Below are 11612 nucleotides of genomic sequence, written 5' to 3'. Positions count from 1 at the left end.
TTTTCCCGGCCACGGAGAATTTCTTCCGCCAACCCGCAGCGCCCCGGAGCAGGCGCGTCGGAACCTTCCAGAGGGGGACGGCGTTTTCAAAGACGAAGCGAGCCGGCCGAAAGCCGGCCGGCACATCACAGTGATCGACAGGGGGAAGCCATGAACAAGCCCGCCAGCAAAGCCGTCGAGAGCCTGCGCAAGGAACAGCGCGAGCAGAAGCGGGAAGGCAACGGTTCGGCCGAGAAACGGCTCGACGAAGCGTTGCGCGAGAGCTTCCCGGCCAGCGACCCGGCTGCCCCGGTTTCGCCTACCACGCCCGGCTCCCCGAAGCAGCGGCGCGGCTGATACCGCGCAAATCTTCAGACGGCCGCACCAGGACCGCCTGACGGCCTGCCGATCCGACCGCCGCCCTTCTCAATGAAGTCACTGCGGCGGCGATGGATTCAATCGATCCGGTGCGATAACAATGCGATAGATCACCGTGACCGCGCCCGAACGGACGCGCGGCGAGCTAGCGGAGGCCGCCGAGCCCGACCGAGAGCTTGTCGCCGGTCTCGATGAATTTGAGCGGATTTTGAGCCTGATCGGAGAGCCGCGTCTCGTAATGCAGATGTGGACCGGTCGAGCGGCCGGTCGAGCCGACACGGCCGATCACCTGTCCGGCGTCGACGAGTTGGCCGACCTTCACGTCGAAGGCGCTGAGATGGGCATAGCGCGTGGTGACGCCATTGCCGTGATCGAGTTCGACGAGATTGCCGTAGCCGCCGGAGACCTCCGCGCGCAGCACCTGGCCGGCACCGCCGGCGCGTACCGGCGTGCCGGTCTCGCCGCGGAAATCCATCCCGGCATGCATCGCCGTCTGCCCGGTGAACGGGTCGCTGCGCGGGCCGAAATTGCTGGTCGTGCTGTCGTCGCCTTCGAGCGGCCGCTGGAACGGAACGATGCTGGCGAGGTCGCGCCAGCGGCCATAAACCGAAAGCGCCTGGTTAAGCTGCATCAGCGCATGCTCGAAGCTGCCCGCCTTGATCGAGGCCGAGAGCGGCACCAGTGGACCACCCATGCCGGCGCGCACCGCCGGCAGCTTGACCTTGGCCGGATCGAGCCCGACCTCGCCCAACGCCGCCCTGACCTCCTGCACCCGGCCTACAAATTGCCGCCCGAGCCCGGCGATCTGCTGCGACTGGCCGGTCTCGACCCGATCGAGTGACTGGCCGAGCAGCGCGATGCGCTCCTCCAGCGGCAGAGGTTCGCTCGCCTTGACCTGCGTCGAGACCTGACGCCGCTGCTGCGCCAATACGGCCGGATTGATCTTGTCGATAATGTTGACCGCACCGGCAAATTGATTGCCGCCCGGGGCCTGCGCCCCGCCTTGGGGCAGAACCGGCCCGACGGCCTGCCCGGCCAGTGCCCCCAAAAGCGCCTGGCGCGCCTCGAGCTCGATCTGCCGGGTGATCAGATCGGCGAGATGATCCTGCGCCCCTCTCGCGCCGGCGGAGGGCGACTGGCCCGGCTGTGCCGGCGCGCCCGGCGTCGCGCCCTGGGCAATGATCGCACTGACCAGACGGCGCTGCAGCGCCTTCAGTTTCTCGTCATAGCTGCTTTGCAGCAGGGCCTGCTCCTGCTCCAGCACGGCGAGGCGCCCCTTCTCCCGATAGAGCTGATAGCCGGTCACGCCGGCGGTAAGACAAGCCGCGGCGGCGATGCACCAGGGCCAGGGGCTGCTGCCGCGCGGCGCACCAGTCCGCCCGGAGCCGCGCAGGCGCCGCTGCGGTGCGCTCTCTGTCTCGCTCGACGCCGTGGCGGCAGGAGCTGCCGCCTCGCCACGCCGCTTCAGGCGAACTGGTTGCATCGTCCCCGTCCGGATCGGCGGCCGGAGCAAGCCTGCCGATCTGATGATAGCGCATATGGGGCTTGGCCGCGACGAATCCTGCGCTAATCTGAGGCGGTAGCCTGGCATTCCGCCCCCGATCGCCCGTTCCGGGGATCCGGCATCGACCGCCCTGGCGCAGCTTCGACGCCCTGGCGACGACCGCATCCGCCGTCTTGAGGCTGAACGTCGGCGCGAACGAAGCGGGTCTCGCCGTTCGCAGGCTGCGGCGAGCGGCGGCAAGGAGCGGTCCATGGCGGATGTCGCGATCCATCTCTACGACATGTCCGATGTCGGCTTCGCCAAGCTCTACAAGCAGAACCCGCCATCACCGGATCGTCTGCCGACGGGTGCGGTCGGCGCCTATGCGACGAGCACGGCAGCGCAGATCGTCGGCGCCATTCGCAAGGTGGCTGACGGCGATCGGATCAAGGTGATGCGCATCGTCGCGCACGGCAACAGCGGCACCTTCTACTTTCCGCATCTGCGCAATTACGACAGTTGCTCGCAAACCTATGGCGACATCCCGAAGGGCAAGCTCTGGGCTCCGCTGGCACGGCTCGAACTGCATGGCTGCGGGCTCGCCAGCGAAACCAGCGTGCTGCGGCCGGGAGCCGATCCCGCCAGCGTCAGCCTCGCCGACATCATTCCGGGGACCTTCACCGGCGATGCCGACGGCTATGGGCTCTGGCTGCTGAGGCGCATCGCCTCGCTGTTCAATGTGCCGACGACGGCAGCGGTCAACGCGCAGGCCGTCGGCATGTCGGGCTGGGGCTATGAAGGCCGGACCGTCACGGTCCAGCCGAACGGCAAATTCCTGCTCCAGGACGAGAACACCCGGACCTGGGACTTCGCCGCCCAGGAGCGCTCGGCCGAGGCCTACAAGAACCGCATCATCCAGGGCTATGTGTATCGCGGGCAGTACGATGCGGCGGTCAGGCAGTTTCGCGATCTGATCAGGGTCTTTCCGAACACCAAGACGGCCGCCTGGGCCCAGAACAACCTGACAGTCGCGGCGATGAAGAAGATCGACGACGCCGCGATGCGGCCGGACTAGAGGCCTCGAGGCCGGCTCGGGGCCCGGCCTCGAGGCTCAGCTGCAAAGATAGCGGAACTCGCCGTCCTCGACCGTGACGACTGCTTCGGTCAGTGGCCTCTTCTCCAATTGCAGGTTGAGGATACTGCGCGACAGCGCCGGCAGCATCGAATTGGTGATGATGTTGTCGATCATCCGTCCGCCGGAGTCCGGATCATTGCACTGGGCGACGATGTGGGCGACGACGGCGTCGTCATAGCGGAAGGCGGCATTGTGATTGTCGCGCAGGCGCTTGCCGATGCGGCCGAGCTGGAGCCGCACGATGCCGCCCAGCATCTCGCCGGAGAGCGGATAATAGGGGATCGTGACGAGGCGCCCGATCAGCGCCGGCGGGAAGACTTTCAGCAGCGCCGGCCGCAGCGCCACTGCGAGTGCCTCGGGATCCACCCGGCTCGCCGCGTCCCCGGCCATGCGCATGATCTCGTCGGTGCCGACATTCGAGGTCAGGATGATCAACGTGTTCTTGAAATCGATCCGCCTGCCGGTGCCGTCCTCCATCTGGCCCTTGTCGAAGACCTGGAAGAACAGCTCGTGCACGTCCGGATGCGCCTTCTCGACCTCGTCGAGCAGCACGACCGAATAGGGCTTGCGGCGCACCGCCTCGGTCAGCCTGCCGCCCTCGCCATAGCCGACATAGCCGGGAGGCGCGCCTTTCAAGGTCGAGACGGTGTGCGCCTCCTGGAACTCGCTCATATTGATGGTGATGACGTTCTGCTCGCCGCCATAGAGCGATTCCGCCAGCGCCAGCGCCGTCTCGGTCTTGCCGACGCCCGACGGGCCGCAGAGCATGAAGACACCGATCGGCTTGCCGGGATTGTCGAGCTTGGCCCGGCTGGTCTCGATACGCCTGGCGATCATCGCAATGCCGTGCCCCTGCCCGACCACGCGCTTGTTCAGCGTCTCGGCGAGGTTGAGCACGGTCTCGATCTCGTCCTTGACCATGCGGCCGACCGGGATGCCGGTCCAATCGGAAACGACGGAGGCGACCGACTGCTCGTCGACATGGGCGTAAATCATCCGGCTGGCCGGATCGATCTCGCCGAGCGAGTTGAATTTTTGCTTCAGGCTGGCGCGCGTCGCTTCGGGATCGGCCGCGGCGTCACCCGGCGGTGGCTCGGTGGTGCCCTCGCCTCGTGCCGATGCGGCCGCCTCGCCGAGCTTGCCGCGCAGCAGCGTGATCTCCTCGACCAGCGCCAGCTCGGAGGCCCAGTCGGCCTCGCGCATTTCGAGCTTCGCCTTCAGCGCAGCGCTCTCCTCCTCGATCTCGGCGAGGCGCTCATCCGAGACGTCGCCAAGATCCTGGTCGGCGATCAGCGCCGCCTTCTCCTTCTCAAGCGCCGCAAGGCCGACGCGGGCATCCTCGATCGCGGCCGGCACCGCGGTCTGGCTGATCGCGACGCGGGCGCAGGCCGTGTCGAGCAGGCTCACCGCCTTGTCCGGCAATTGCCGCGCCGGGATATAGCGGGCTGACAACTGCACCGCCGCGACGATCGCCGCATCCGAGATGCGGACCTTGTGATGCTTCTCCATCGGCCCGATCAGCCCGCGCAGCATGGTGCAGCAGCGCACGACATCCGGCTCGCCGACCTGCACCGGCTGGAAGCGACGGGTCAGGGCCGGATCCTTCTCGAAATACTGGCGGTATTCCGACCAGGTCGTCGCCGCGATGGTGCGCAAAGTGCCGCGCGCCAGAGCGGGCTTGAGCAGATTGGCGGCATCGCCCGTGCCGGCCTGGCCGCCGGCGCCGATCAGGGTATGCGCCTCGTCGATGAACAGGATCACCGGTGTCGGCGAGGACTGCACCTCGTCGATCACCGAGCGCAGGCGCTGTTCGAACTCGCCCTTCATCGAGGCACCGGCCTGCATCAGGCCGATATCGAGCGCGCAGACCTTGACCCCGCGCAGTGGCGGCGGCACCTCGCCCGAAGCGACGCGCTGGGCGAAGCCCTCGGCGATCGCCGTCTTGCCGACGCCGGCCTCCCCGGTGAGGATCGGGTTGTTCTGGCGCCGCCGCATCAGCACGTCGATCACCTGGCGGATCTCGTCGTCGCGCCCGAGGATCGGGTCCATCGTGCCCGAGCGCGCTTTCTCGGTCAGGTCTTGCGAGAAGCGGTCGAGCGCCGTCGTGCCCATCGGCCCCTGCGCCTGCTCGGCGCCGGGCGTCCCGGCGGCCCGCAGCCCCGAGCCATCCATCGGCCGCAGATTCTCTTCTTCCGAATCCTTCCAGATCCTGGCGTGGCCGGCAGCCAATTCCTCGACCGGGATCTTGCCGAACTCCTTTGAAATCGCGGTCAGCGCCCGGCGCAGCTCCAGCGATTTCAGGGCCGCGACCAGGACATGGCCGGTGCGGATCTGCGTCTCGCCGAAGAACAGGGTGGCGTAGTGCCAGCCGCGGTCGAGCACATCGACGACATTGTTGGCGACGCCCGGCATCTCCGTCTCGTTCTTGCGGAAGCCTTCGATGACGCCGCCGATATCGGAAGCCAGCCTTGCCATGTCGAGCCCGTAATGCTGGGCGGTCAGGCCGATATCGGTCGAACGGCGCTGCAGGATCTGGGCGAGCCAATGCGCCAGCTCGACATTGCGGTTGCCTGCCCCCTTGGCCTGGCGCAGGGCCTGGATGAAGGCTTCATAGCCGACGCGGTTGAGCTTGCCGGTGACGGCCTCGAGACTGATGTCGGCCATGTCTGCCCCCTGTCATCGGTTCTTCGGACGCATGTTCTCGGGCCGCGAATCCTGGTTTTGCCGGCTCCGCTTCTGGCGCATCCGTTCGGCCGGGTGGAAACGAGCATCGCGCCGAAGCGTCCCGTCGGGCACATTCCAGTTCGGCGCCATCCAGCTCGACCAGCCGAGCGCGCCGAAGCGGCCGAGCTGTAGCGGACGAACCTGTCCGACCGGCAAGGCGAGCTCGACATCCCATTCGAACAGCTCGCCGAGATAGAAGAACACCGCATCGGCCAGAGGCTCGCAGCGATCGCCATCGGGCAGGAAACGGCTGAACTGCTCGATGTCGCGCGCGACGATGCACAGCCTGAACTTGTCTTCGACGCTGTAGACGCTGGCACCGACCAGGGCATCGCGCCCGAGCCCGCAATGGCCCCGGCCGAGCCGGCTGCGATCCGCCGGATCGAAGGCCAGCCACATGCCGACGAACTGTTCGACCTCGACCTCGATGTCGAACAGCCCGGCGAGCAGGCTGCGCAGGCGCGAGGCGGATTTGGCCTGCGCACCGGTCAGCCCGGCATGGGCGAGCTTTCCGGCATCCGGCACGCTGTCGAGATCTTGATAGGGCCTGGAGCCCAGCCCGGCCACGCTGCCGACATAGGCGACGAAACGGTCGAGATCGGGCCGATCGTGCTGCACAGCCGGCCGGGAATCCGCCCAGGCCCGGAAGAAGAGCTGCAGGAAGCGGTGGTTGAAGATGTCGAGAAAGCGCGGAAAGGCATCGTCATGCGCGAGCTGCCAGTGATAGCTCTCCTCGGTGGTCGCCAGCGGCAGAGCCCCCTGCGGCCCGAGCAGGCCGAGAAACTTGACGAAGAGCCGCAGCCGCCCCTGCCCGTCCCTGCCCGCCTCGGCGAAGGTCGAGGCCGGAAAATCCATATAGGCCTGCTCGCCCAGCGCCAGATATTCGTCGCGCCGCGCCGTGACGTCGCCGATGCGCTCGCGCTCGGGAAAGCTGCGCTCTATGCGCCGCAACACCGCGTAGAAATCATGGCGCCAGGGCTCGGCTCGCAAGCTTTCGACGAAAGGCGGCTCGACACGCTCGCCCTCGGACGCGGTGGCCGGAGGCCTGCCAGCGCCCGCGCTCACAGGATCCGCCTCGTGCCGGCGCGCGGCGGCCAGCGCATCACCTCGCCGCGTTCGACGGTGCGGATCACGGTCTGGGTGAAATGGTTCATCGCGGCATATTCGGCGAAGAAGCGGTCGAGCACTGCGCCAAGCAGAAAAACGCCGCTGCCCTCGAAGGCCTTCTCGTCGAACAGCACCGTGATCTCGAGCCCCCGCGCCGCTCCGGTGCCGGCGCGTTGCGGAAACCGCCTGACCACCGGCCGGCTGTCGACGCTCTTGATGCCCCTGATCCGGCGCTCCGTCGCCCCATCGCTGAGATCGGCGAAGAGCGCCAGCAATTCGCGCAGTGCCTCGCCATTGCGCCCGGCGCCGTGCTGGACGAGGCCGAGATGGTTGAGGCTGAGCAGGTTGATCAGCCGCCAGGTGACGACACCGGTACTCGCAGTCTCGGAGCGCAGCCTGAGTTGTGTGACGATCGGCTCGCGTGGCGGCGTCGGCCCGGCGAGGCAGGCGATGTCGAGTGCGACATTGTCGATCAGGCGAAAGTCCGCCCCACCCGCCCCCGTCGGCAGATGCTCCGTAAGATGGCGGTTCGAGCACAGAGCCCGCACGCTGAGCTCGGCCACGGCATGGGCATCGGCGATCGTTGCGGGCTCGACCAGCGAGATGAACATCTCGGTGCCGGTATAGTCGGAAGCCCTGCCCTCCCGGCGCTCGGCCGCCGAACGTCGGCGCGGCAACCGGCGCTGGGTGTAGAGCAGCCCAGACGCCGGCGACGCCCCTTCGGGCGAGGAGTAGAGCGGAGCGACCTTCTGCTTCTCGCGCCCGCCGACATAATGGGCGTGGACGTCGAGAATGCTGTGCGGCTCGAAGTCGAGCATCCGGCTACGATCGGGGACGACATGGTGTTCGTGCTCGTTGATGCGCACGGGTATGCGGTCGGTGGTCTTCTCGAACAGGTTGACCGCCGGTGCGGCATAGAGCGCGAACATCTCGCGACGCACCGCCGCCGCAAGCCGCGCATCGACCTCGTCGAAGACGAAAATCACGTCGACATTCTTGGATTTGAGCCGCGCCATGACCCGCTCCAGGCCGCGCAGCCGGAAGCCGAGGAATTTGCGCGGGAACCAGAAATATTCGCGCAGAAGGTCGAAGCCGCGGAACACCCGGCTGTCGGCCGGCAGCAGTGCCTCGTCCTCGTCGAAGCCCGGCTGCTCGAGCGTGCACTCCGTCGCCGGGGTGATCACCGGGTCGCCGAACTCGTCGAGATGACGGAAATAGACCCCGAGGCAATTGGAGAACAGCTGCTCATAGAGGGCGATCGCCTCGGCCTCCCCGCCAAGCAGATGAATGGTCAGCTCTCTGCATTTGCAGCCGGCAAACCAGCTGCTCGGCAGCTTGGCCGCCTGGGCGGCGCTGGGCTCGTCGGCAGGGTCGCCCGCGATCCGGTGGGTCAGCGAAAACCTGAGGCCCGACAGAACCCGCCCGTCGCTCGGCAGGCCGAGCGCCTGGAGCGGGCCAGGTGCGGCGATATACTCGGCAGCGGAGACATCGAAGGGCCAGAGCGCGATGTCCGCTCCCAGCCGATAGCGGCAGGCGACGCGCCGGTCGCGCTCCAGATAGGTCGCATCGAGATTGGCTCCGCGCGGAATCCTCACCCCTTCGCGCAAGGCCGGATCGCCATAGGGCGGCGCGACCCCAGCGAGGAGTGCCGACGGCGTCGGCGCCAGATAGTTCGGGAGCAACTGCTCGAGCAGATTGTTGGTGAATTCGGGAAACTCGTGCTTGAGCTTGAGTTGGACACGGGCCGCAAGAAAGGCCGCGCCCTCGAGCAAGCCACGAACCATCGGGTCCATGTGCTCACCGACCAGGCCGCCGAGCCGCTCGGCGATGCCCGGATACTCCTCGGCGAACTCCTTGGCATGCTCCTCGAACAGCCGAAGCTCGCGATTGTAGAAGTCCAGGAATTCTTGGTTCATGAGGCGCTATCGGTTCTTGATCGCGATCTTGCCGGTATCGAGCTCGACATCAGCCACGAATTGCAGCGGCACATTGACCGGCTCGCAATCCAGGTCCGCACGGACCAGGAAGCGGATCGTCAGCTCGGACCGGTCGATGCTTTCATCGCGCTGCACGCTGATCGACTGCCGGATCAGCCGCGGCTCGTAGCCGATAAGCACCTCGCGCAGCTCGTCCTTGATCGAGCCCACCCGATGCTCGTCGATCGAGCGGTTCACGATATCGGGGAAGCCGTGGTTCAGCACGGAGCGCCGGACATGCTCGAACCCCGAGAGATCGATCGACGAAGCCAGATTGGTGGTGTTCACCAGCGCGTCGAGATCGGCCGCAATTTCCTGCCTCAGCTTCTGCTCGGTGATGGCAGCACGCGGCGCGGCCCGGCGCCCGGCGATGATCCGTTCGCCGCCGGCGTCGCGCAGATCGAGCGCGGTCTTCGCATCCTTGCTGCGATGCGCCTCCCGGAACGCGTACATCAGCGGCGGACGCAGCCGGTTCTTCGCTCTGGCATCCATCCTCACGCCCTCCAACCGCCAGCCGGGCGGCCCGGCGCCCGGCCCTTCTCCACGACACCCGAGGGAGCGGTCGGCCCTCCCAAGGCGCGACATTCGAACAGTCGCCCGGCGCCGGACGAAAGGCGGCCGCAGCGCTGCCGACCGAAGACGAGGTCTGGCCGCACAGGCGGCCAGACCGTCCTCTCACTCCTTGTTGGCCTTGATGTCCCAGGTCCCGGTCGAGGGCGCGCCGAGCGTGCCGTCCTCCTTCTGGAATTTGTACTCGAACTTGATCTTGGCGAAGTTCAGCGAGAACTGGTCGGTCGGCACCGGGTTGCCACCGGTCGAGTCGCCGGACTGATAGCTCGATACCAGCAGGTCCTGCAGCGTCACGGTGTAGAATTCCTGCTGGTCCTTGCCCTGCTTGCGCACGAACAGCACCGCCTTCTTGATGTGCTTGCCCGACGCGCAGGACAACATCAGCACCGGCGACGCCTTGCTGACATTGGCGGTGCAATGCAGGTCCTGGAAGCTGACCTTGCCGGCGCCGCCGCCGGACCCTGCGGAATGCGTGCCCGAATTGCTCGCTCCCCAGGAGAAGGATTCGATCTCGATCGTTTCCTTGTGCTTGGAATCATGGCTCTCGCCCTTGATTCCCTCGATCTCGAGCAGGAAGTCGCTGGCCATCGTTCTCTCCAGTGTTTGACCGTCATCCGACGAAGTCGATTGCGACTGCGCTTCGCCCGCGGGGTGGTACCGGCGCGCGACCGCTCAGCCCCGGCGCGATCCGCGCGGGGTAGGCACAGGCCTGGAGACTCCGCGCGCCCGAAGGCGCGCGACGCCTTAATTCTTGGGCGCGGGCAGGCGCGAGACCAGGCTCAGGCCGATATCCATGCCCTCCAGCTGGAAATGCGGCCTGAGGTAGAACTTGGCCGAATAATATCCGGGGTTCTCCTCGTCTTCGAAGACGTCGATGCGCGCATCGGAAAGCGGACGGCGCGCCTTCGTCTCCTCGCTGGAATTGACCGGATCGCCGTCGATATAGTCGGTGATCCATTCCTGCAGCCAGCGACGCAGGGGTTCGCGCTCCTTGTAGGAGCCGACCTTGTCGCGCACCATGCATTTCAGATAGTGCGCGAAGCGCGAGACGGCGAACATGTAGGGCAGCCGCGAGGACAGGTTGTCCGAGGCGGTCGCCGCGACGCCGTCGGGACCGAAGAAGGCCTTCGGCTTGTAGAGCGACTGTGCCCCGATGAACGCCGCCTTGTCGGTGTTCTTGCGGTGGATCAGCGGGATCAGCCCCGATTTCGCCAGCTCCGCCTCACGGCGATCGCTGATCGCGATCTCGGTCGGGCATTTCAGGTCGACGCCGCCATCATCCGTCGGGAAGGTGTGGGTCGGCAGGTTCAGGACCTCGCCGCCCGATTGCACGCCGCGGATGCGGGTGCACCAGCCATATTCCTTGTAGGCACGGTTGATGTTGACAGCCATCGCATAGGCCGCGTTCATCCAGGCGTATTTCTCGCCCTTGTGCCCGTCGGTATCTTCCTCGAAGGCGAATTCCTCGACCGGCTCGGATTTCGCGCCATAGGGCACGCGCGACAGCACCCGCGGCAGGCACAGCCCCATATAGCGGGAGTCCGCCGCGTCGCGCAGCGATTTCCAGGCGGCATAGTCGGGCGTATCGAAGACCTTGCCGAGATCGCGCGGATTGGACAGCTCCGTCCAGGCGTCCATGCCCATCAGCGTCGGATCTGCACCGGCGAAGAAAGGTGCATGCGCCGAGGCCGCGACCTTGGAAAGATCGCGCAGCAGCTGCACATCGGTCGCCACATGGCTGAAATGATAGTCGCCGATCAGGCAGCCGAAGGGCTGGCCGCCGAGCTGACCGAACTCCTGCTCATAGATCTGCTTGAAGAGCGGGCTCTGATCCCAGCGGGCGCCGGGATAGGTCTTGAGATTGCGATAGAGCTCGCTCTTGCCGACATTCATGATCTTGATCTTCAGCTGCGAGTCCGTCTCGGAGTTGAAGACGAGATAGTTAAGGCCGCGCCAGGCGCTTTCGATCTTCTGGAACTCGGGCGCGTGCAGCACCTCGTTCATCTGCTCGGTCAGCTTGGCGTCGAGCCGTGCGATCATCTCCTCGATCGTGTCGAGCACGTCGCCCTTGATCAGCGTGGAGTCGGCGAGCGCCTGGGTGACCAGGGTCGCCACCGCGTTCTCGACCTCGGTCGCCGCCCGCTCGGTCTTCGGCTTGAAGCTCTGCTTGAGAACGTTCGCGAACTCGTCGGCGTCGCGTGTCTCGGCGATGGCTGCGCCGGGTTGCTGGATTTGTGCTTCCGCCATGGTCGCCTCCGCC

9 protein-coding genes are annotated in these 11612 nt (G+C 66.5%); 2 read left to right on the top strand and 7 right to left on the bottom strand.

Translation table 11 applies throughout. The features are described from left to right. Positions 1-150 precede the first annotated feature (150 nt). Entirely contained in the window at positions 151-336 is a 186-nt protein-coding gene (locus ACWGRX_RS01285) for a hypothetical protein (RefSeq protein ID WP_452116103.1), read from the top strand. A gap of 166 nt (positions 337-502) precedes the next feature. Here ACWGRX_RS01285 and ACWGRX_RS01280 read toward each other — a convergent pair whose 3' ends face one another. Then, positions 503-1840 carry a M23 family metallopeptidase gene (locus ACWGRX_RS01280; protein WP_452116102.1) on the bottom strand — a complete coding sequence of 446 codons (1338 nt, stop codon included), beginning with the start codon at positions 1838-1840 and terminating at the stop codon, positions 503-505. 271 nt (positions 1841-2111) lie between these two features. Between ACWGRX_RS01280 and ACWGRX_RS01275 the strand changes: the two genes are divergently transcribed. Beyond that, entirely contained in the window at positions 2112-2915 is an 804-nt protein-coding gene (locus ACWGRX_RS01275) for a tetratricopeptide repeat protein (protein ID WP_452116101.1), read from the top strand. Positions 2916-2951: 36 nt separating this feature from the next. Here ACWGRX_RS01275 and tssH read toward each other — a convergent pair whose 3' ends face one another. The 6 genes from tssH to tssC all read right to left on the bottom strand — a co-directional run bounded on the left by tssH (position 2952) and on the right by tssC (position 11599). Further along, complete coding sequence (gene tssH, locus ACWGRX_RS01270) at positions 2952-5639, bottom strand: type VI secretion system ATPase TssH (RefSeq protein ID WP_452116100.1); 2688 nt, start codon at positions 5637-5639, stop codon at positions 2952-2954. Positions 5640-5651: 12 nt separating this feature from the next. Further along, positions 5652-6764 (bottom strand): type VI secretion system baseplate subunit TssG, encoded by a 1113-nt coding sequence (gene tssG / locus ACWGRX_RS01265; RefSeq protein WP_452116099.1) that lies wholly within the window; start codon positions 6762-6764, stop codon positions 5652-5654. Beyond that, positions 6761-8722, bottom strand: a complete 1962-nt coding sequence (tssF, locus tag ACWGRX_RS01260; RefSeq protein ID WP_452116098.1) for a type VI secretion system baseplate subunit TssF — start codon at positions 8720-8722, stop codon at positions 6761-6763. The genes tssG and tssF overlap by 4 nt, the downstream gene beginning before the upstream one ends. Positions 8723-8728: 6 nt before the next feature. After that, positions 8729-9274 carry a type VI secretion system baseplate subunit TssE gene (tssE, locus tag ACWGRX_RS01255; RefSeq protein ID WP_291634807.1) on the bottom strand — a complete coding sequence of 182 codons (546 nt, stop codon included), beginning with the start codon at positions 9272-9274 and terminating at the stop codon, positions 8729-8731. 183 nt (positions 9275-9457) lie between these two features. After that, positions 9458-9940 (bottom strand): Hcp family type VI secretion system effector, encoded by a 483-nt coding sequence (locus ACWGRX_RS01250; protein ID WP_291634810.1) that lies wholly within the window; start codon positions 9938-9940, stop codon positions 9458-9460. 156 nt (positions 9941-10096) lie between these two features. Beyond that, complete coding sequence (gene tssC, locus ACWGRX_RS01245; RefSeq protein WP_291634812.1) at positions 10097-11599, bottom strand: type VI secretion system contractile sheath large subunit; 1503 nt, start codon at positions 11597-11599, stop codon at positions 10097-10099. Positions 11600-11612: the final 13 nt, after the last annotated feature.

This window comes from Allobosea sp. NPDC055594 (genome assembly GCF_053618995.1).
This window is presented reverse-complemented; position numbering and strand designations above follow the sequence as displayed.

Excerpts from the sequence above, each read along its gene's own strand:
- ACWGRX_RS01285 (WP_452116103.1), top strand. The coding sequence starts at position 151 with ATGAACAAGCCCGCCAGCAAAGCCGTCGAGAGCCTGCGCAAGGAACAG.
- ACWGRX_RS01280 (WP_452116102.1), bottom strand. The coding sequence starts at position 1,840 with ATGCAACCAGTTCGCCTGAAGCGGCGTGGCGAGGCGGCAGCTCCTGCC.
- ACWGRX_RS01275 (WP_452116101.1), top strand. The coding sequence starts at position 2,112 with ATGGCGGATGTCGCGATCCATCTCTACGACATGTCCGATGTCGGCTTC.
- tssH (WP_452116100.1), bottom strand. The coding sequence starts at position 5,639 with ATGGCCGACATCAGTCTCGAGGCCGTCACCGGCAAGCTCAACCGCGTC.
- tssF (WP_452116098.1), bottom strand. The coding sequence starts at position 8,722 with ATGAACCAAGAATTCCTGGACTTCTACAATCGCGAGCTTCGGCTGTTC.
- tssE (WP_291634807.1), bottom strand. The coding sequence starts at position 9,274 with ATGGATGCCAGAGCGAAGAACCGGCTGCGTCCGCCGCTGATGTACGCG.
- ACWGRX_RS01250 (WP_291634810.1), bottom strand. The coding sequence starts at position 9,940 with ATGGCCAGCGACTTCCTGCTCGAGATCGAGGGAATCAAGGGCGAGAGC.
- tssC (WP_291634812.1), bottom strand. The coding sequence starts at position 11,599 with ATGGCGGAAGCACAAATCCAGCAACCCGGCGCAGCCATCGCCGAGACA.